Here is a 21,262-nt window from a genome sequence, read left to right on the forward strand (position 1 = left end):
GAATGACATCAACAATGCTTTTACTGCTCCATGCAACAACGCTGGTCAAACCACAAAATGACAAGAGTAGTTTAAGAAAACACTGCTCGCTCAATTGCTTCCGCTTTATGATGAACTAAATCCTTAGCCACTTCTTTTGTTATCATCTTCTTTAAATTATTATTTAACTCTTGCCTTACGCACCCTAGCATTTGCGGCTCAGCAACAATAATTAATTCTTTATATTTATGCGGAATTTGCATTATTTTATCTAAATGCTTTGCAGCGCTTCTCGCTGCTTCCTTATGCTCTATATCTTTAAGAGAGGTATGCGGTTCAAACAAAGAACCCGGAGTGGATTTATTTTGATAATGACTTTGGCTTTTTTCTCTATGATGGTGATGTTCTTCCGACATTAACGATATTTCTTCAGGTTTACCGGTAATTTTTATTCCTTGAGCATCGTAAAGCATCATATGCAAACTATCAATAACTGCAATTAACTTTAATTGTGTACCATTTTTCATAAATACCTCTTCAAATATTTTTTATCTCTGTAACTTAATGATAACTATAATTAAAAATTAATCTATCAAAATGATATTAATTTAATAACTTTTGTTTCTCCTCATTAATTATTCCTTCTATTTTCTCGTTAAGCTCTCGTACCTCTGAATGCTCTACCTCTTCTGCACTTATAACGCCAATAATTTTTACCTGAATCGTTCCGGGTTTTTTAAACCAGAAACCTTTAGGCCAGAAAAGCCCTGCATTATGCGCCATCATAACAATCGGTACTTTTGACAGGGAAGCTAGTTTTACGGCACTTGGTTTAAATTTTACTGTTCTTTCTGGTGGTACTCTAGTTGATTCAGGAAAGATAATTAACCATAATCCCTGATTTATTTTTTCTTGCCCTTCTCTTAAAATTTGAGTAACCGAAATATTAACGTTGCGATCTACTGCAATAGGGTTAACCATTCTAAGCCCCCATCCAAGCAAGGGAATATTAAATAACTCACGTTTTAATACCCATGAATGCTCTGGAATAATGAGTTGCATAAATATCTGATCCCAAAATGATTGATGATTGGATACAACTATGGAAGGAACTTTAGGAAGTTTTTCGAGTCCCTCAACTTGGTATTTAAGCCCGCAACAAAGTCTTGCTAACCAAATGAAAGCGTAAGAAAAGATAACACCGATTTTATATCTTATTTGATAGTTGACATTGAAAAACGTTACGGGTATGTAACATATAACAAAAAAAATAAAAGTAAATATGGAAAGTAAGCCATAAAATAGTAAGATTCTTAAACGCCAAAACATAAATAATAAATTAATTAAAATTATTGATAAAGTATAATATACTGTCGGTATGTAGGTCTTGTCATTCCCGCGAAGGCGGGAATCCAGAAAAATTTATAGTCATCCTGAATTTATTTCAGGATATACTACAAAAGATGCGGCAAACAAGTTCAGCATGACAAAGTTAAAGTCTGGATTCCCGCTTTTGCGGGAATGACATCGAACATGCTTAACCTATCCACACAACAATACCTACTCATATTTCGCAAAGTATTAAGATATATAGCATAAATTTATTAGGAACAAAATAAATAAGGTACTAAATGAAAAAAACTATCCTTTCTGGCGTTCAAGCTACTGGTTCTTTACATCTCGGTAATTACCTGGGTGCCATTAAAAACTGGGTTAAAATGCAGGAAGAATATAACTGTTTTTTCTTTTTAGCCGATTTGCATGCCATTACTGTTGATCGAACTCCTGAAGAACTTAAAAACTCGATTATGCAAACCTTGGCTATTTATCTAGCTGCCGGTCTTTCTCCCGATAAGGTTACTATATTTGCCCAGAGCATGGTCAAAGAGCATAGCGAACTTGCCTGGATATTAAACTGTGTTACACCTCTTGGCTGGCTTAAACGTATGACGCAATTTAAGGATAAAGCCGGCAAAAATCAGGAAAAAGCTTGTCTTGGGCTATTTTCTTATCCAGTACTTATGGCAGCTGATATATTATTATACCAATCTGATTTAGTACCGGTAGGTGAAGATCAAAAACAGCATTTAGAATTAACGAGAGATATAGCTGGTGTAATTAATCGAAAATTTAATAAGGAAGTTTTGAAAGTACCGGAGCCATTAATTGGGGGAGCTGCGGCTAGAATAATGAGCCTGAAAGATGGTCGTAAAAAAATGAGCAAGTCTGATATTTCCGATTTTTCCCGGATTAATTTAAAAGATGACGCCGATCTTATTTATCAAAAAATAAAAAAAGCTAAAACCGATCATTTAACCGAAATTAGCTATGATAAAGAAAATCGTCCTGAAATTAGTAACTTAATTGATATTTATGCTAGTTTATCCGAAATTAATATTGAGGCAATAACCCTAAATTATCAAAATAAAGGCTTTGTTGAATTTAAGGAAGATTTAGTGGAAATTATTATCTCTAAACTACAACCGATCCATAACAAATATTTAGATTTAATAAATAATCAAGATTATTTATTAAGCCTATTACATAGCGGAGCAGATAAAGCAAGGAATAGAGCAGTAAAAACGGTTACAGAAGTAAAAGAATTATTTGGTTTTGTAGTGTAATATTTCGTAACATAATATAACTTGTATGGCTTAGCCTTAACCATTAATATATTTATATTATTTTAAATAATATAAAATAAATGCAAATATCCATACAAAAGCCGGTTAGCTGCTACGGTATAGGTGTTCATTCGGGTAAAATTGCTCAACTGACCTTAAAGCCTGCAAAAGAAGACACCGGCATTGTATTTGTTAGAACCGATATATTAACCGAGGAAACCAATTATATCGAAAGTAACTATTTAAATGTTTTTGATACACAATTATCTACCAGTATAAAAAATTCCCACGGTGTGTATGTTTCAACGATTGAGCATTTAATGGCTGCTCTCTGGGGATGTGGGATTGATAATGCTATAATAGAAATTGATGGGCCTGAAGTACCTATAATGGACGGGAGCAGTAAGCCATTTGTTTTTATGATTGAATGCGCAGGGAGAAAACTACAACATACTCCTAAAAAATATTTGAAAATTTTGAAAGAAATAAAGGTAATTCATAAAGATTGTGAATTACTCTGCTCTCCTTCTTCTAATATGACTATCGATTTAACTATAGATTTTACCAGTAAAGTTATCGGTAGACAAAATTTAATCTTTTCAGGTAATGAGCCAGGAGACAACTCTTTTAAAAAAAATATTGCCGACGCCCGAACTTTCGGTTTTATACAAGATGTAGACTATTTAAAAAGCAAGGGTCTCGCACAAGGGGCTTCTCTTGATAACGCTATAGGTATTGATCAAGAGCAAAATACTATTCTAAACCCTACAGGACTTAGACACAAAGATGAATTTGTCCGCCATAAACTTTTAGATTTATTTGGTGATTTGTATACTAGTGGCTCTACTTTTATAGGCAAAATCACCGGTTATAAAACCAGTCATACACTAAATAATGAATTTTTACGACAAATATTTAGTGATCCCACCATTTATAAATTCGTTAGCAGTTCAGAATTAAGCAACTAGTTTTATTGTTTATGTTATTCTAATTCAAAAGAAAAATAATTAGATTACTTCGCTTCGCTCGCAATGACAGTAGAGAGTTTTAGATTGCCGCACCACTTGCAGCGGTGAGCCATAACGCGTGGGGTATCATCTATACAACAACGCCACTGCTATTAGAAAGAGAGTATGCTATATTGCATTTAGTCCAGTATAAATAACCTTAGTTTAGGAATATCTTGGTAGCGTTATTCACCCTTTCCTGATAAATCCACCCATCCCTCTTCTATATTGTCTAATATTGGATAGGTAAAATTAGGAGCTTCATCATTTTTTGAAAATTCCATTTTAAGATAGTCGGCTAATTTAGAAAAAGCATAATCATTTGTCCATTTTTCTCTTAAATCCTTAGGAAGCTGTTTATAATATTTTTTGATTTCTTCAATGTCACCAAGTTCACCTATAGAAAGTGCTTGTAATAATTCTTTTTTATATGCTTCCTTAGTACGACCAACAAACAAAATGGAACCTATTACTAACGGTACTCCTACCCACCCAAATCCAAACAACGTTGCTAATCCTACGGTTCCGAGGGTTATACCAATTGTGCCGGTCTCTATTACTGCTTCTTTATTTTTAATGTAGCTGAGATAAGACTTGTTAAGTTCTTCGATAATAAGCGTATGATTCGTATCTTTACCCAGATCTTCTTTCTCAACTTTCATAAATATTTATCTTTAATAAAATATAATAGGTCACAAAACCTAGTAGAAGATAAATTTTATTGTTCGTCAAAAATTTATCCAATAATTACGTTAGTTTATTTTTACTAGTGATTGAAAAACCATACTACTGAGTTAGTTCTTCATTTTGCGGTTCTACCGGCTCTATACCATATAGCGATATCATACGCTCAAATACACGACCAGCAGTGGGAGCAGCTGTCCAACTTGCCGTTGCAAAGCCAAAGCTTTCTTTAGTACCTTTCGGTTCATCAAACCTGATAAAAATAACATATTGCGGGTTAGATGCGGGCAGCATACCTAAAAATGAGGAAGCTCTACTATTTTTTAGATATTTCTTTTTACCGCTAGCATTAGATGAAAGCTTTTCCGCCGTACCAGTCTTACCACCAACAAGATAGCCTTTTACTTCTGCCCTTTTGCCGTTACCGTTTTTTACTACCGATCTAAATAATTTTCTCATTTGGTTAGAAGTGTTTTCACTAAAAACCCTAGTTCCTACTGGATTATTTTCTTTTCTCTTTAACAATGTAAGATCATATAACGTACCACCGTTAACCACTGGTAACATTGCTTTGACAAAATGCAAGGGACTAATTGAAATACTATAACCATAAGACATAGTAACACTTGTTAGCTCATTCCATCTTTTTTCAGACGGGAAAAGGGGAGTGCCTCGCTCTGGCAACTCTATCTGTAGCTGATCTAACAAACCTAATTTCTTTAAATATTCTTTAAAATCTTTTTTACCGATTTCCAGCATAATTTGACTTGTGCCGATATTTGAAGAATGCAGAAAAATCTCAGGCACGCTATGCCACCCTTGCCTTGGTGTATAATCTTTAAGTTGGAATCCCCCGACTTTCATATAACTTATATCATAAGCATCATTCATAGTTATCGAATTAGTATCAAAACCAACCGCCATCGTTAATGATTTAAAGACTGAACCCATTTCATAAATGCCAAGGCTTGCTATATTGAACAACTCTTCTGGCTTGGCTAAATTAGGATAATGAGGATCAAAATCGGGTTTGTTTACTAACGCTAAAATCTCCCCATTATTTGGATTAGCAATAATCCCAACAGCTCCTATGGCATTAAACTGTTTGAATGTTTTATCGATTTCTTCACTTAAGATATTTTGCAACCTTACATCAATAGATAATTGAAGTGGTTCTTTTTGATTCCCTGCTTTATTTAAATTCGGATCGGAATTGGTCAGAAATTTATCATAAGCAAGTTCTAAGCCGCTAAGGCCTGTGAGATCTCGCCCTACATACCCAACAATATGAGATAATAAATTAGAAAAAGTATAAATTCGTTTTTGTTCTTCCTCAAATTCAAAACCAAGCAATCCAAGAGCAGTTATTTTTTCCTGCTGACTAGGTAACAAATCTCTTTTTATCCAGACAAAACTTTTATTTGATTTAAGTTCAGCAAGTAATTTTGTTTTATTAATTTCAGGTAATATTTCTGCCAATCTGTCTATTGATGCTTTAGGATCAATAATTATTTGAGGATTAGCAAATAACGAGGATGAAGGCAAGTTAACCGCTAATAAATTACCATTACGATCAACGATTTCTTTTCTAAATTTATTATGTTGTTTTGAGTATTGCGTATTTTTATCATAGCCATTTGTAGCAACTATTATTAAACGATACGATAAACTGCAAAAGAGAAAAGCAAAACTACACATAACTACTATTAATCTTACTCTGGTGTTTTTGCTACAAACATTCCAGTGAGTAAGGTTTTTAATAACAAGTTTTAACTTTTCTAAAGTTTGTTTCATATTACAGTGATGTCATTCCCACGAAAGTGAGAATCCAGAAATTTTTTAAATAAATAGTATTTATGATATAATCCTACTCGTTTTAAGCTTTTTCTGGATTCCTGCCTTCGCGGGAATGACATCGAAAATTTGTTCCAAACCATATTCCACGAAAATACCCAAAAAAACCTAAACTTCACGGCTTCACCCTACTTGAAATAGTTTGAACATATTTATTATTAACAGTTTTTTTATAACGCCATTTATTACTGCCGGTAGAAATATTAATATTTTGATTAAATTTTACATATTGCTCATTATTCGAAGCTAAAGGGTCTTTTATCATTTGCGAAGATTTAATAGTATCTAACTGTAAATAGGCATTAGCCAATTTTTTAAGCCTTAAAGGAGCTATAAGATATGCCTTTTCTGCTTTCAATAAATGTATATTGTTAGTTTCATCGTTAATCTGTTTGGATACGCTACTTAACTGATAATCAAGTGTTGAAACTTTATTCTTAATACTAAACAAACTATAAATAGCAATAATTATTACTAGCAATATTAAATAATGAAATTTTTTAATACTCATAAATTTTGTATCTTTTCGGCAACTCTAAGCTTTGCCGATCTAGAACGTGGATTTACGGAAATTTCCTTATCGGAAGGATGCAACGCTTTATTGGTAATAATTTTAAGCCATTTACTCGGATCAATAATTTCATCCGATTTTTTGGCGTATTTAGACTTAGCTACTATTTTTTCAGAATTTTCCCGAAAAAAACTTTTAACAATTCTGTCTTCTAATGAATGAAAAGATACAATTATTAACCTCCCGTTTTTCTCTAGTATGTTACGCACATTTGCTAGAAATTCTTCAAGCTCTCCCAGTTCATTATTGACATAAATACGAATAGCCTGAAAAGTTTTAGTCGCCGAATCAATTTTACCTTTTCTAAAACCGATGCTAGTACGAACTATTGAAGCTAATTTTGCCGTGGTATCGATTCTTTCGTTTTTTCTATATTCAACAATTCTCTTTGCAATTCTTCGCGAAAAAGTCTCATCACCATATTTATAAATAATATCAGCTATTTCCTGCTCCTCTACGTTATTAACAAAATCCTCTGCGCTAAAGCCTTCGTTGCTCATCCTCATATCTAAAGGTCCGTCATGTGAAAATGAAAACCCCCTAGCTGCTATATCTAATTGCATAGAAGACACACCTAAATCCAATATCACGCCGTTAAACTTTTTCTCACCTAATTTAGCAAAGCTACCGGCAAAATTTGTTTCAATAAATTCAAACTTACCGGGATAGTTTTCGGCAAATTCTGTAGCTCGCAACTTAACGCTCGGATCACGATCTAAAGCTGTGACATAACAATCACAACAATCCAATATTGCTTTACTATATCCCCCTGCCCCAAAAGTACAGTCTAAATAAGAGTCGCTGGCTTTTGGCTTTAGGTTGTGCAGAACTTCCTGCAACATTACCGGTATATGAGGTTGAGACATAATTAAATATTCTTTAAAGTCAATCGACTATTTTGAGCAATTTCTTTAGCTTGAACTAAATATTTTGCAAAATTTTGTGGCTGCCAAATTTCAAAAATTACTCCCTTACCGACAAAACAAGCCTGCTCTTCAATAGCTGCATGTTGCATTAAAGAGGGCGGCAAGATAACTCTTCCTTCTCCATCAAATGAAAGCTGCACCGCTTCACCGAATATTATAGTTTCAAACGCATTTCGCTCTTCCGAATAAGGATCTAATGTCTCTATCATGCGCCTAAGCTTCTCGATATGTGAAATACCGCATGCTTCAATACAATTATTCCTAATTGACGGATAGACAATCACCCCGTTAAATGTTTCCTTTCCTAGTACCGAACGGTAATTTGCCGGCACTGACACTCTACCCTTTTTATCTATATTATTTACATATTTCGATAAAAATATATTCATTGGTATTATTTGGGTTATTTTGGGATTTAATGGAAAACTACAGGATATTATAGGAATATTTTGGAGTCAAGCGTTTTCAACAGATAAGAGTTAAATTATTAACTTATATTTTAAAAGTAGGACAACATATAATTGAAAAAATTTAAGAAAATTGAAATGTTAGTTATTATAATGTATAATTATCTATTTACGCTAATACGAAAAATTATTAAGCAGAGCAATATTACTAAAAAACGTAAACCTGGATATTGGGAAGGTAAAGTTATTATAAAAGAGGATTTTGATAACTTACCAAAAGATTTTATGGATTTTTTTAAGTGATTTATATTTACCTTGAAAATTCATATTATTTAATATATTAACATAGTCTTAATGGTATAAAAAATAGAGATTATTATGTTTGCAGGTTTTAGAGGTACAAAATTAGGGTTAAACTATGTCTATACGGGTTCAGACAATGTTACGAATAGTAAGCATCTTAAAAAAATATTAATATTGAAAAGATTCTAGCCTCATCTTCTCCTATTACGGCAGATATTTTATTTGATGCAGTTAACCAACACAGATCAGATATGAATCCCGATAATCTTAAACTTCTTCTTGAAAAGGCTTTTGCTCAAAAAAATATTGATCCTAACATTAAGAGTACTGGCATCGTCGGCAATACTCTTCTAAATTCTGCATGCAATACATTCTTATGATATAGTTAAATTTTTACTAGAGAAAGGAGCTAATCCTAATATTTCTAATAATCTTGGGGATGTCACTTTACATACAGTAATTACTGACGCTATTATAACAGATCAGCATCGGATAATAGTAACAGAACTCCTTCTGCAATACGGTGCTTTAATAGAGTTAAAAAGTTCGGGTTGGACGCCTATTCAATGGGCAGCTACTAGAGGAAAAACAGAAATAATTAAATTATTAATACAATATGGAGCTAACATTAATGTAATAACCCCACCTTCTGATTCTTCTGACTCAGATAAAAATTTAATAGAATTAGTACCGAATAGTAAACCTGAACGGTTTTGTCGCATTTAAGTAAGTTAATAGCAAAAAGCTGTTGAAAAGATGCAACCTATCGAGTAGATACAAAGATAAGAAATGCTCCTGTCTATATCATCTAAATTACGTAAATATTTTAAGGGTTTCTGCTCTTCTCCTGAAACGATAATGTTATTTGTCTACATGAAGTGTAGATTTGCGTTAAGTTACAGAGATTTAGAAGAAATGTCTAATATTAGAGGTGTATCAATAGATCACGCTACTCTGCAAAGATGGGTAGTAAGGTTTACCTCTTTAATAGATAAGCAGTTGAGAAGAAGAAAGAAACCAGTAGGGTCTCGATGGAGAATGGATGAAACCTATATTAAAGTAAATGGTAAATCTATGTATCTATATAGAGCAGTAGATACCAATGGTTATACTATAGACTTCCTGTTTAGGAAATATAGAGATAAGGCTGCAGCTATGGCTTTCTTTCGTAAAGCCATTAAGCATAATGGTAATCCTGAAAGCATTAATACTGATAAGAGTGGTAGTAATATCTCTGCCGCCAAAGCTATAAATGATAATTTACCAAAGAATAAACAATGGAGGCTTCATACAGTTAAATACTTAAATAATATTGTAGAGCAAGATCATAGATTTATTAAGAAACGGGCTTCTCCTATGCTTGGTTTTAAGAGTTACCGCTCTGCAAGAAATACTTTAACTGGGATTGAAAATATTAGGATGATTCAAAAAGGGCAAATTATAGGAACTACAAAACAAAACTCTAGTTTTAACAACTTTAAGATTCTTATGGCTGCTTAATCAACCAAGGGATACTAGTCCGCGTGCCAACCACAACCTAATGTGTAAGATGCGACAAAACCTTCTTTCGTGCTATTTTTTCTTTATTGGTATTTATAAAGTTCTATAGTATAATGAGTTGGATAAATAGTAGCGTTTAATAAACGTAGAGAATCATTTTATTTTAGTTAGAAATATGGAAAGAATCAGCCCTAGAGTGGACCTCGCATTCAAAAAGATTTTTGGCGTCGAAGAAAATAAGGATTTACTTATATCACTTATTAATTCAATAGTAGGAGCTGAAGATCAAGTAGCGGAAGTAACGTTACTTAATCCATACAACGCAAAAAGCTTTAAAACGGATAAGCTTTCTATACTTGATATAAAAGCAAAGGGTATTGACGGCAAAAGATTTAACATAGAAATACAGATTAGTGATGAAGCAGATTATGACAAAAGAGCTTTATATTATTGGGCAAAATTATATACTGAACAATTACAAGCCGCTCAAGACTACTCTGCTTTAAACAAAGCTATAGGAATACATATTCTTAACTTTACTTCTATACCAGAGACAAATAAGTATCATAATGTATTCCATGTGAAAGAGAAGGATAGTGGACTTAGATATTTTAAAGATCTAGAACTACATACTATTGAGCTTAATAAGTTTGCAAGTAATCCTAATGAAGAGCTACCAGAGATACTTAAGAAAGTTAGAAACTCTTTAGATATCTGGGTTGCTTTCTTAACGAGGCATGAGCTTCTAAATAAAGATAACTTACCTAAAGAGCTAGATAATGATAGTTTAAAGAAGGCTTTAAATGTTCTTGATGTCATGAACTTTACACATGAGGAGCGAGATGCATACGAAGACCATCTGAAATGGCTACGTATTGAAGCTAATACCCTAAAGAAATATGAAGCTCAGGCCGAAGCCAGAGGTAAAGCTGAAGGGAAAGCTGAAGGTAAGGCTGAAGGTATAGCCGAAGGAGAAGCGAAAGGTAAATATGAAGTAGCAAAGAATATGCTTTCTATTGGCTCTGAGCCTTCTTTTGTTTCTAAAGTTACTGGTATATCTCTTAATGACCTCAATAAACTCTTGACATCTAAATAGCTAATTGGCTTTATTGGTACTATTTTTTCATTCTCTCTAATATTGAGTATTGCAAGTAATGGCGAGATTGCAAGTTTTTAACGATTTAGCTTTTAGCATATTTATTCCTTGTAATTATATTCTTTTCTTTCTTTTATATAACCTATTAAAATTTACACAATTCTTGAAACAGCACCTATAGATAGCCTCTTCTATTAGTTTAGAAATTTCGGCTTATCCTTTTTTTCAAAGCTCAAAATATCCGACTCATAAATTGTTTGTTTTGTAAATTTAAGCGTCATGTAAACATCCTCATCATCCCCTGGTGGTATCTTTATTTACACATGCGACAAAACCTGATTATCTACGCCAACCTAAATTCTGAATAAAATTTTTAACTTTTAAGGATATCATCATGATTCACTTTTATTATTATTTTATCGCTTTGTCAAGTTTTTAGGTAATGCCAAGAAATAATCAACTGGCAGTCTATTAAAGCTTGATTTCTGTAATTTACTATCCTTCCTAACTACCGTAACAGTTTAGTTTGTAATCATTTTTTCCAACAATACTAATATATATATAGCAGGGGCTGAAAACATTAATATGATTCCTAATATACTCATCAATGCTATTGTCCAACTCAAAGTACCTTTAAGAGCCTGAATTCCTAAAACTATTACACCAACAAGAGCAATTGCTCTCATAGTAGTACTGCTAAATAATTTCAATACCCTACATAATTCACCTCCAATCGTATCCCATGTACCGCCTCTCATATAACCATATGTGGTGCAAAGTCTTGATACCTTTTCACCATATATCATACTTACTATATTAGGAGCTTGATAAGTTATTATAATCCCTGTTACAACCATTAAAGAGATTGTCCATGACAACTTCCTTGAAGTGATAAAACCCCCAAACCAGTTATAGCAATCATACCAATTATTCGTGTAACATTATATTGAAGCGTTCCTATCAATATACATAATCTGTATCCTATAGGATCTCCTATAGGATCGTCAAACCGATCAGCTAAAACATTCGCAGAAATAAATAAAGTAACAAATATAGCGAATAATTTTACAATAGTTGTAGAAGATTTATTACTTTTTATTATATTATTTGGATAAAGGCGCTTTTGCATAATGACCTAGTCTTTTAGAGATTATCTTTGATTGGTGATAGTATAAGTGTCCATGGGTTATGGTAGATAATTTTTATAACCTTATTTATATCCACACACTCATCTAGAATCAACGGTTTTGTCGCATTTAAGTAAGTTAATAGCAAAAAGCTGTTGAAAAGATGCAACCTATCGAGTAGATACAAAGATAAAACATACATAGATAATGAAATATTTTGAGTAGAACGAGATTGATAAGTTTTAATTACTTGGGGGACAAAAGCAATCGTAGTTAATATACCGGCAATATATCCCATAATTTCCGTATAATCTAACATATGGATTTTTTTATATATAAGATGTTAGCTATAATATACCAAAAGAACAAATGAAACTATATATTAAATGGCTTTATTATATTTTTGAAAAAAAAGATATATACTGCAAAAGAGCTTACAAAGATGCTAGCAAATAAAATAACTCACTTGTTTACAACTTATAAAACAAATTCGTCATTGCGAGCATGTATTGTTATGTGGATACCTTCGCTCGTCATTGCGAGGAGGCCTTTATGTCGACGTGGCAATCTGCAACTCTCACCGTCATTGCGAGTAGCTGCTTATAGTACCGGACAATTTTTAAAAAGACCTCGTGTCATTCTCGCGGAAGCGGGAATCCAGTAAAGTAAAAATTGTAATGACGAAGTTTTTATTATTTCTAGGTTCTGTGAACAAAATTTAAGTTATTTATATTTTAAGATATTTTTTAGCGAAAATTAATAAAATTTTTGTAGGAATAGTTATTCATATTTCAAAAAAATCTTATAATTTGCAGCAAAAAAGAACTAAAATAGATTAATTTAAATTTTGTTCACAGAACCTAGATTGCCACGCCGCTTATAGCGGTGAGCCATAACGGAGGTAACACCGTTTTTGATCCACGCAGGCAATGGCTATCTTAAACAACGTTACGATTCAGCTTCTTGAAATTCTAAAATATCTCCCGGTTGACAATTCAGATACTGACAAATACTTTCAAGAGTTGAAAAACGTATAGCTTTAGCTTTACCGGTTTTTAAAATCGATAAATTTTGAACCGTAATCCCCACCGCTTCGGCTAAATCTTGCAATTTTACTTTTCTTTTAGCAAGCATTACATCTAGGTTTACAACAATACTCATTGAAATATTTTTTAAATAGTAAATTTATATTCGGTTTGTATTTTGCTTGCCTCAAGCATTACCCACGAAATCACGATAACTAATATTCCAAAAAAGATATTTTGTAAATTTGTTGTTCCAAAAGACAGAGAAATATAGCGTTGCCCCACAGGATTAGATGTAGTCACGGCAAAAGTCAGTAACGTGTTACTTAATGGTTCTATTAAAATGGCACTTAAGAAAAATATCCACGCAATATTATTATAATATTTGGCATTTAAAACATTAAATATTTCATCTACCGAATAATTTATAAAAATTTTTTTTAAATAATATAAATTAAATAATAACGGTAATACTCCGAAAATATAAGCAACAAACCCTAAAAATTTTGAGGATATTGTCCATTTTATTAAACTTAGGTTTGTATAGCTTCCGTCATGAGAATAAGAAATCGCCACAATACCTCGATTAGTTAAATTTTTCATGATTTCTGAATCTATAAAAATCCAACTTAATAGTAAAAAACCTGGAATCGTAATAATTAATGAGTTAAGAAGCCAAGAAACACAATAACTTACTTTCTGAATTTTATTCATATATATACCTTATATAATTCTTACATAGAAATATATTATGAAATAACCTACTTGTCAATAATTATTTATTGTTTTTCAATAAGTAATTATTGTAATTCAAGTAAAAATATTCAGTTAAGTTAGTACCCTATGGCGCAGGAAGTGAAACCTATTATTGTAGATGAAGGCGGTGGGAAACGCGCTACAGCGTTCAAATCAATTTACTAAGCCCTGGGAATATTATTGCTTAAATAATGCATAATATATTATATAAAACCAACCGCAAAGACCGTGAATTATTGCCCATAATATTGATTTATTTGCGTTATACGATACAATTATCGCTAACACCGTTCCAAAAGATATGCCCCCGTACCCTAAATAATTCATATATTTATCCTAATATTTTAATTTTATAATATTATTTTAAACATATAACTTGTTTATTTTAACATTTTTTTGCTTTTTTATCTAAAAATAGTTAATAAAAACTAATTAATATTATTCACAGAACGTAAATATAGCACTAAAAAAATTAAAGAACAACAGACAGAAGAAAAGAAATATTCAAAGGTATAATAGTGAGATATCGCAAAGAATACTGGAGAAGGAATTGGTAAAGGACATACGATAAAAGAGTACAACCAATACAAACGTAAGAAATGCGTAAGAATATTTCGGTTAGGAGGCAAACCCAGAAATATTATGTCCTTGAAAAAATACTATTAACTATGTGTAACTCTTTAGCGACACTTGTTTTTGTATATTTTAATAAATATGTATCTTTTTATTACCAATCTAAGTCAGTTGTTGCTCCCAGTACCATTGCTTGTTCTACGGTAGTATCTTGACCCAAAGGAAAAATAGCTTCAAGATGCTTAATATTTCCATTAAAGCCTAACTTTCCTATAACTAAAGCCCACCCCTCACAAGGAAAGCTATCATTAACCTTATGCTTTACACTTTCTGCAGCTTCCTCAAGTGCAGGGTTTGTAGGCCATTGATACCACATTGTAGTGTGAGGGTTGTACAATTCGTATAAACCTGAAACACCATATGTTTGAATTTGATTTGCAATTTTTAAAGCATTGTCATTTTCGGCTTTAATTTGAGGTTCAAGAATTTCAAGAGTATTGCTTGCTCTCTCAAAAGGACGCTGATGATATCCACTAAATGTATCAACTATCTCACTATGCAAGTTACATATTGCTTTATAGTCCTGTTCAACTTTTTCTATCACTTCATCAGAGCGATTGATATTAATATCAATCCATCTGTTTGGTCCAACAACTATTATATCCTTAAAATTCAATGTGAGACTTTTGTATTGTAAGCTATGTTCCCTAGCTTGGCAAAAATTTCTGGTAAATCCTCAGCTTTATATGCTCCATGGTATAATGTAACATGGTATTTATTATGTTTATTTTCAAGCCCTTGAGGAACTAATTGTTCAACAAGTTTTTTATTTATAACTATGATTTTTTGTGCTCCTTCTAAGGTGGGTAAAATAGCTATCGCATATTCAATGTATGGGTCTTTAGAAGATAGTTTTGCCTCATCGCTTTATCGTTTGCTTGGTCTATTTGTACTTTTTGTTGCAGCAGTTTATAGTCTTTTTCTTTTATCATAAATCAATTTTTCTAGCATTTATTTCCAATATAATCGATTCTATTTAACGTTAGCAATATCCACTTAAGAATTTAGCAAAAAATGACAAGCATAATAAAATATAAAGATATAAAAATACAACAGATGGCGGAAGTGTATTACAAAGGTAAGGAAATTATATGTTTAGTCTATTGACTAGTATCGGTTCAAAGTTGTTATATTTTACTTTTTTGAGATTTTTTATTTCTTCATGAATTTTTTTAGGTAATACCAATTGATGGCATTATATGAAAAATAAGACTGATAGAAGTGAAAAAAATAAATTTTTTAGCAAAAATTAACAAAACCCGTCATTGCGAAGGAATACAGGCATTGTTGCATGGATCCAGTAATAGTAATTTTTTGCAAAGCATTCCGGTGTCATACCATGACCTAATCACGATATCCAGCTTTTTTAATAAAATTTTTTCTGGATCCCGTGGTCGTAGCCAAGGGATGAAAACTGTAACCTATCCATGCAACAACACCAGGAATACAACACAAAGGCACAAAGTGGCTGCAACAATCTAAAAAATAAACTTTTAGATTTTATAAAGTTATTAGCTCTTTCTATTTTTTGCTATAGCACATTCCGTAGCTATTTTAGAAGCTGCAGAATTCATATGAGATTTAATATCTTGAGACCCAGCAATCGCTCCTCCCAGCAACCAGCTACATTTATTTACATCTATAAGACCTAATGATTTATTAGTTTGGTTATCTCTTATATTTACTTTGGCATCAAAATGAGACCTACCTGCTCCAAACCCTACAAGCATACGCATAACACCATTGCCTTCATCATATTTTATGACTCTTCCATCAATCAGTATAGCATGCTGACTAGAATCAACAACATTCCTTTCAACGGCATTGAATATATTTTTAGATTTAATGGAACTAACTATCATATCAGCAAATCTTTTACCTTCTGCTAGGATATTTGGATCATTACCTTGCTTACTCACACCATCAGTAAAGTCATTAACTATAACAACGTTATAATTATTAAAGTTAGGTAAACCATCCAATTTTTGAGAATTTTTTATTGAAGACGTACTACCGCAAGCAGATAATATTACTGCCATAATTAGAAAAATGAATTTATTCATCGTATTTATCATATAAATTGAATGCACTCTTATAACAAATCCTGTGCATAATGTCAACTATTAATTACATTAATTAATAGTTTTTTATTTTAGGTAAAGCTAAATTCAGGAAGCGGAAGATTTGATGAATTATAAAGACGAGCCTTGCGGAGCGTACAAAGATACGTGAGCACAGACGAATCCAGAAAAATTTGTATCAAGCGATCGCGATGACGCTGTACCTTACTGCTTTTTGCTGTACGGCTAATCCAACGGATAACCAATAAGCTATAAGGGAAAATATAATTTGATTATTTAAATGCTTCTTTACTTTTTTAATTAAAAAAACAGTTAATGAGGGTGGATTAAAAATATTTATATAGCTTAAGAAAAATAAATAATTGTTGAGGGGGTTGTAGTAAGGACCAAAGAGAATAAAAGGAAATAGTTAAACAGGTAGTTTTAAATAGTAAATAATTAGTTAAAGATAGTGACAGCAAAAATCGGACTTTGAGCAATTGCTGCATAAAATGCAACAATATACTAAGTTAGTCTTTAAAGGAGGTAATCCAGCCGCAGGTTCCCCTACGGCTACCTTGTTACGACTTCACCCCAGTCGCTAATTTTACCGTGGTTGGCTGCTTCCTTACGGTTAGCTCACCACCTTCAGGTAGAACCAACTCCCATGGCGTGACGGGCAGTGTGTACAAGGCCCGAGAACGTATTCACCGCGGCATGCTGATCCGCGATTACTAGCGATTCCAACTTCATGCTCTCGAGTTGCAGAGAACAATCCGAACTGAGATGTCTTTTAGGGATTTGCTCCACGTCACCGTATTGCTTCCCTCTGTAAACACCATTGTAGCACGCGTGTAGCCCAACCCATAAGGGCCATGATGACTTGACGTCGTCCCCACCTTCCTCCGGCTTATCACCGGCAGTTTTCTTATAGTTCCCGGCATTACCCGCTGGCAAATAAGAATGAGGGTTGCGCTCGTTGCGGGACTTAACCCAACATCTCACGACACGAGCTGACGACAGCCATGCAACACCTGTGTGTGGTCCAGCCGAACTGAAGGAAAGCATCTCTGCAATCCGCGACCACCATGTCAAGGGTTGGTAAGGTTTTTCGCGTAACATCGAATTAAACCGCATGCTCCACCGCTTGTGCGAGCCCCCGTCAATTCCTTTGAGTTTTAATCTTGCGACCGTACTCCCCAGGCGGAGTGCTTAATGCGTTAGCTACGAAACCGAAAGAATTTCCTCCGATATCTAGCACTCATCGTTTACGGCGTGGACTACCAGGGTATCTAATCCTGTTTGCTCCCCACGCTTTCGTGCATCAGTGTCAGTTGTAGCCCAGATGACCGCCTTCGCCACCGGTGTTCCTCCTAATATCTAAGAATTTCACCTCTACACTAGGAATTCCATCATCCCCTACTACACTCTAGATTAGTAGTTTTGAAAGCTATTCCGAGGTTAAGCCCCGGGCTTTCACTTCCAACTTACTAAACCACCTACGCACTCTTTACGCCCAGTAATTCCGAACAACGCTAGCCCCCTCCGTCTTACCGCGGCTGCTGGCACGGAGTTAGCCGGGGCTTTTTCTGCAGGTAACGTCATTATCTTCCCTGCTAAAAGAGCTTTACAACCCTAAGGCCTTCATCACTCACTCGGTATTGCTGGATCAGGCTTTCGCCCATTGTCCAATATTCCCCACTGCTGCCTCCCGTAGGAGTCTGGGCCGTGTCTCAGTCCCAGTGTGGCTGATCATCCTCTCAGACCAGCTACAGATCGTAGGCTTGGTAGGCCATTACCCCACCAACTACCTAATCTGACGCGGGCTCATCCATCAGCGATAAATCTTTCCTCCTCGGAGAATATACGGCATTAGCTTTTATTTCTAAAAGTTATTCCGTACTGATGGGCAGATTCCCACGTGTTACTCACCCGTCTGCCACTAACTAATTAGAGCAAGCTCTAATTAGTCCGTTCGACTTGCATGTGTTAAGCATACCGATAGCGTTCGTTCTGAGCCAGGATCAAACTCTCAAGTTTGATTCTGTCTATTTTTACTTCAAAAAATTGACAGGTTTAATTAATCACTTAAAGTGATATGTACATTTCGCTGTCACTATCTATATCTAATTATTTACTTTTAAAACAGCTACGAAGCCTTTGTAATTCATCGTCTTCGTAGGAGTAGTTATAAGCAAGATAACGCCTCTTGTCAACAACATTTTTCAAATTATTTCCATTTTTTTTATTTTATTTTTATATACCTAATTTAAGCCTTTTTTCTGTAGACCGAAATAACAATTTATTGAGCTTCCAGTAGCTGCATTAATAATGCTTTGGGAGCGCTAATTTAGGATAAAGAGAACTCAAAATCGTCATCGCAGAGCTTTTAGGCTCGCTTCCCTTTGACATTTTCTATCTGTTCGCGCTAATACTCTAGAGGTTTTGAATAAAGGTGTAAAATTTAGGCGAATTTTTAGAAGTAATGCTTAGGCATTATGAAATGTATCATTTCACTAACTTGAGGTTATATAATATTGCCGAAACTTCAGAAAAGTATTTTATATATCGTTATTATAAAAATGAAGATCATAAATGATGGGATGCAATAACAGAAAAGCGTCAGCAAGTTATCGTCGAGAATAAACCGATGCCTATAAGACCTATACAGGCGAATGGTGGAAAAAGCGAGATTTATAAGATTTTTTGTTTAAAACCTGAACTCTCCTATCCTGATTTTCTATCAATAGTTTACAAACTGGGTCGGATAATGCTATTTTAAAGAGCAATAAATAGTTGATTTGGAGAAGTGATACGTTGGTTAGTGGGTTTAATAAAATATATTAGAAAGCCAAAACTTGCAGGACAGAAAATAATACAGGGTGGAAAAGTAGTAAAGAAATATACTGTGCAAGGTTGGAGTAACCTAAAGAGTAATGCTGTAAATATTACAGAAGAAATAAGGGGAGCAAGTCATGCTGTAAAAGAGATAATGAATCCGGTAAGTAAAGCTACAAAAACTGCAGAGGGCTTACAAAAGAGCGTAACTACAAGAACCCAGAATTTTGATGATGACATTAGTAAAATTATCAACGAGCTTAAAGAAACACAAAAGCTATTGGATAAGAAAATAAATGCCTCAACCGACAAACCGCATTCTCCGAATATAGAACCATTCAGCCCACCAAATACTAAGAGCGTTGTGAGCTCAGCTGCGAATAATAAAAAGCTTGCTAACCTTCAGGTAGTTAATACACCGGAGAAAACGGTTGCAAATCAGGGTAAGAAAACTATTTTTTCTAAGGAAAAGCATAAATAAATAAGTTAACATGACATCATAATCATAGAGACAGGAAGAGTGCAGTTAATTCCTTTCGATAAACATCAACAAACAGGACATATAGGAGGTATGAATACATGGTACAAAGAATAAAAAATGTTAGTGATATAAGATGGTCTGATACACAGCTGGCTTTAAAAGAAAAAGATTTAATTTTACTAAATAAGTTTCCATTTAAATTACCGAAGTTATTTATAGACCTCCTCAAGATAAGCGATGGTGGTGATATAGATTATGATTTTGATTATTATGATCATTATTTTCATAAGAAACTTGAAGGATTTATAAGTCAAATATATGGGATGTGTACAGAAGAGTCAAAAATGCTTAATAGACACTATGATCCCGAAAGTTTGTATGACAAGGATTTTATAAGTTATAATAATATAATAGACAATTATAATCACCCCGCGGAATTTTTTCCTAAAAATTTAGTAGCATTTGGTAGAAATGGTGGAGGCGATTTAATCTGTTTTGACTATCGTGTTAATCCGACAAGTGATAACCCGCCAGTAGTTTATTGGATTTTTGGTCGGAATGAAGGAGAAGATATTTCTTTTTTAGCAAATAATTTCGAGGAGTTTTTGAGAATCTTAAAAGAACCTGAAGATGATGATGAATTTGGGAAAGCCCTAAAAGATGATCCTGATTTACTAGAGAAGGTAATAAGAGAATTAAAATAGTAAATAGGTTCTACAAACGGCAATATTCCTGATAACTTTCGAGGGGAGGCGTTACGAGGTGTATTAGCGGTCGGGCAAGGTTATATCGGTGATATTGGGGCAGCGATACGGTCTTAGCGAAGGAGGAGCAGCTAAAGTAGTCATGCATGCCGGGGCGCCGGGCTGGGAGCCAGTTATGCTACGGCTAACGGCAGTAATGCAGTATAGGCGCACTCGCCGGGGGAATGGGAGAGGCTTTAAGCGGCGTTACCTCTTCGGCTAATTCAGCGCATGTGTCCTCGGGACGTGCGTTTTCTGGAGATGCGTTTTCTGGCACCCGCCAAGCGGCACAGGTTTTAGCAACTGGATTGACACGAGCGTTGCTGCCTACCTCCTTACTTGCCGGCGGCACTGCCAAAGACATAGGCACTGCTACTACGGTATCTTCATCAGTTGTGGAGTATAATCGCCGCCTTCACGACTATGAGACGAATATATTAACCGTAGCAAAATGGTAGAACAAGACAAAATAGAAAAAATACTTGTAGATTCAAATTTTTTTGAAAATATGCCATTTAAATGGGTGGGATTACTTTATTTATATGGTTTAAAGAGTTCACTAATACCTAAATATGAAAGAATAAATAAAAAATATGGTGATTTACTAATAAAAGATAGAAATTAGAATGGGCGGATCGAAATAACAAT

At 33.9% G+C, this 21,262-nt stretch carries 24 protein-coding genes and 1 rRNA gene; 10 read left to right on the forward strand and 15 right to left on the reverse strand.

Annotated elements, in window-relative coordinates; translation table 11 throughout:
* Positions 1 to 71: 71 nt before the first annotated feature.
* Together OTR29_RS04200 and OTR29_RS04205 are read right to left on the reverse strand one after the other, a co-directional pair.
* On the reverse strand, positions 72 to 506 hold the full coding sequence (locus OTR29_RS04200; protein ID WP_422229409.1) for a host attachment protein: 435 nt from the start codon (positions 504 to 506) through the stop codon (positions 72 to 74).
* 76 nt (positions 507 to 582) lie between these two features.
* A complete protein-coding gene (locus OTR29_RS04205; RefSeq protein ID WP_422229410.1) occupies positions 583 to 1,308 on the reverse strand; it encodes a lysophospholipid acyltransferase family protein in 726 nt (241 codons plus the stop codon).
* Positions 1,309 to 1,610: 302 nt separating this feature from the next.
* On the opposite strand from OTR29_RS04205, the gene trpS reads away from it, so the two are divergent.
* Positions 1,611 to 2,603 carry a tryptophan--tRNA ligase gene (gene trpS, locus OTR29_RS04210; RefSeq protein WP_422229411.1) on the forward strand — a complete coding sequence of 331 codons (993 nt, stop codon included), beginning with the start codon at positions 1,611 to 1,613 and terminating at the stop codon, positions 2,601 to 2,603.
* A gap of 80 nt (positions 2,604 to 2,683) precedes the next feature.
* Positions 2,684 to 3,571 (forward strand): UDP-3-O-acyl-N-acetylglucosamine deacetylase, encoded by an 888-nt coding sequence (lpxC, locus tag OTR29_RS04215; protein ID WP_422229412.1) that lies wholly within the window; start codon positions 2,684 to 2,686, stop codon positions 3,569 to 3,571.
* A gap of 224 nt (positions 3,572 to 3,795) precedes the next feature.
* Here the strand turns inward: lpxC and OTR29_RS04220 are convergent, their stop codons facing one another.
* The 5 genes from OTR29_RS04220 to mraZ all read right to left on the reverse strand — a co-directional run bounded on the left by OTR29_RS04220 (position 3,796) and on the right by mraZ (position 8,034).
* Positions 3,796 to 4,272, reverse strand: a complete 477-nt coding sequence (locus OTR29_RS04220; RefSeq protein ID WP_422229413.1) for a hypothetical protein — start codon at positions 4,270 to 4,272, stop codon at positions 3,796 to 3,798.
* 124 nt (positions 4,273 to 4,396) lie between these two features.
* Positions 4,397 to 6,088, reverse strand: coding sequence for a peptidoglycan D,D-transpeptidase FtsI family protein (locus OTR29_RS04225; protein ID WP_422229414.1), 1,692 nt, complete (start codon positions 6,086 to 6,088; stop codon positions 4,397 to 4,399).
* Positions 6,089 to 6,263: 175 nt separating this feature from the next.
* Entirely contained in the window at positions 6,264 to 6,659 is a 396-nt protein-coding gene (gene ftsL / locus OTR29_RS04230) for a cell division protein FtsL (protein WP_422229415.1), read from the reverse strand.
* Positions 6,656 to 7,585 (reverse strand): 16S rRNA (cytosine(1402)-N(4))-methyltransferase RsmH, encoded by a 930-nt coding sequence (rsmH, locus tag OTR29_RS04235; protein WP_422229416.1) that lies wholly within the window; start codon positions 7,583 to 7,585, stop codon positions 6,656 to 6,658. Before rsmH ends, ftsL begins: the two co-directional genes overlap by 4 nt.
* Before the next feature lie 2 nt (positions 7,586 to 7,587).
* Positions 7,588 to 8,034, reverse strand: coding sequence for a division/cell wall cluster transcriptional repressor MraZ (gene mraZ / locus OTR29_RS04240; RefSeq protein WP_422229417.1), 447 nt, complete (start codon positions 8,032 to 8,034; stop codon positions 7,588 to 7,590).
* A gap of 156 nt (positions 8,035 to 8,190) precedes the next feature.
* Between mraZ and OTR29_RS04245 the strand changes: the two genes are divergently transcribed.
* From OTR29_RS04245 to OTR29_RS04260, 4 genes are all read left to right on the forward strand, one after another.
* A complete protein-coding gene (locus OTR29_RS04245; protein ID WP_422229418.1) occupies positions 8,191 to 8,355 on the forward strand; it encodes a hypothetical protein in 165 nt (54 codons plus the stop codon).
* Positions 8,356 to 8,721: 366 nt separating this feature from the next.
* A complete protein-coding gene (locus OTR29_RS04250; protein WP_422229523.1) occupies positions 8,722 to 9,081 on the forward strand; it encodes an ankyrin repeat domain-containing protein in 360 nt (119 codons plus the stop codon).
* Positions 9,082 to 9,144: 63 nt separating this feature from the next.
* The gene (locus OTR29_RS04255) at positions 9,145 to 9,855 is read left to right on the forward strand and encodes an IS6 family transposase (RefSeq protein ID WP_422229419.1); all 711 of its coding nucleotides are present in this window, start codon (positions 9,145 to 9,147) and stop codon (positions 9,853 to 9,855) included.
* 175 nt (positions 9,856 to 10,030) lie between these two features.
* Complete coding sequence (locus tag OTR29_RS04260; RefSeq protein WP_422229420.1) at positions 10,031 to 10,951, forward strand: Rpn family recombination-promoting nuclease/putative transposase; 921 nt, start codon at positions 10,031 to 10,033, stop codon at positions 10,949 to 10,951.
* Between the two features lie 521 nt (positions 10,952 to 11,472).
* Here OTR29_RS04260 and OTR29_RS04265 read toward each other — a convergent pair.
* From OTR29_RS04265 to OTR29_RS04300, 8 genes are all read right to left on the reverse strand, one after another.
* A complete protein-coding gene (locus tag OTR29_RS04265) occupies positions 11,473 to 11,829 on the reverse strand; it encodes a TrbC/VirB2 family protein (RefSeq protein ID WP_422229421.1) in 357 nt (118 codons plus the stop codon).
* Positions 11,808 to 12,080: a TrbC/VirB2 family protein gene (locus OTR29_RS04270; RefSeq protein WP_422229422.1), complete on the reverse strand. Its 273-nt coding sequence runs from the start codon at positions 12,078 to 12,080 to the stop codon at positions 11,808 to 11,810. Before OTR29_RS04270 ends, OTR29_RS04265 begins: the two co-directional genes overlap by 22 nt.
* A 14-nt stretch (positions 12,081 to 12,094) precedes the next feature.
* Complete coding sequence (locus OTR29_RS04275; RefSeq protein ID WP_422229423.1) at positions 12,095 to 12,397, reverse strand: SemiSWEET family sugar transporter; 303 nt, start codon at positions 12,395 to 12,397, stop codon at positions 12,095 to 12,097.
* Between the two features lie 629 nt (positions 12,398 to 13,026).
* Positions 13,027 to 13,239, reverse strand: coding sequence for a helix-turn-helix domain-containing protein (locus OTR29_RS04280; RefSeq protein WP_422229424.1), 213 nt, complete (start codon positions 13,237 to 13,239; stop codon positions 13,027 to 13,029).
* 11 nt (positions 13,240 to 13,250) lie between these two features.
* Positions 13,251 to 13,817, reverse strand: a complete 567-nt coding sequence (locus OTR29_RS04285; protein WP_422229425.1) for a DUF2975 domain-containing protein — start codon at positions 13,815 to 13,817, stop codon at positions 13,251 to 13,253.
* A gap of 769 nt (positions 13,818 to 14,586) precedes the next feature.
* Positions 14,587 to 15,108, reverse strand: coding sequence for a hypothetical protein (locus OTR29_RS04290; RefSeq protein WP_422229426.1), 522 nt, complete (start codon positions 15,106 to 15,108; stop codon positions 14,587 to 14,589).
* An 895-nt stretch (positions 15,109 to 16,003) separates the two neighbouring features.
* A complete protein-coding gene (locus OTR29_RS04295) occupies positions 16,004 to 16,555 on the reverse strand; it encodes a DUF4410 domain-containing protein (protein ID WP_422229427.1) in 552 nt (183 codons plus the stop codon).
* Between the two features lie 536 nt (positions 16,556 to 17,091).
* A 16S ribosomal RNA gene (locus tag OTR29_RS04300) occupies positions 17,092 to 18,592 on the reverse strand.
* A gap of 769 nt (positions 18,593 to 19,361) precedes the next feature.
* Here OTR29_RS04300 and OTR29_RS04305 point away from each other — a divergent pair.
* The 4 genes from OTR29_RS04305 to OTR29_RS04320 all read left to right on the forward strand — a co-directional run bounded on the left by OTR29_RS04305 (position 19,362) and on the right by OTR29_RS04320 (position 21,239).
* Complete coding sequence (locus OTR29_RS04305) at positions 19,362 to 19,871, forward strand: hypothetical protein (RefSeq protein ID WP_422229428.1); 510 nt, start codon at positions 19,362 to 19,364, stop codon at positions 19,869 to 19,871.
* A gap of 39 nt (positions 19,872 to 19,910) precedes the next feature.
* Positions 19,911 to 19,985 (forward strand): HNH endonuclease, encoded by a 75-nt coding sequence (locus tag OTR29_RS04310; protein WP_422229525.1) that lies wholly within the window; start codon positions 19,911 to 19,913, stop codon positions 19,983 to 19,985.
* Positions 19,970 to 20,575 carry an SMI1/KNR4 family protein gene (locus OTR29_RS04315; protein WP_422229429.1) on the forward strand — a complete coding sequence of 202 codons (606 nt, stop codon included), beginning with the start codon at positions 19,970 to 19,972 and terminating at the stop codon, positions 20,573 to 20,575. Before OTR29_RS04310 ends, OTR29_RS04315 begins: the two co-directional genes overlap by 16 nt.
* Positions 20,576 to 21,065: 490 nt before the next feature.
* Positions 21,066 to 21,239, forward strand: coding sequence for an Imm39 family immunity protein (locus OTR29_RS04320; protein ID WP_422229430.1), 174 nt, complete (start codon positions 21,066 to 21,068; stop codon positions 21,237 to 21,239).
* Positions 21,240 to 21,262: the final 23 nt, after the last annotated feature.

The organism is Rickettsia endosymbiont of Halotydeus destructor, from assembly GCF_049278075.1.
In the GTDB taxonomy this organism is placed as follows: Bacteria; Pseudomonadota; Alphaproteobacteria; order Rickettsiales; family Rickettsiaceae; genus Rickettsia.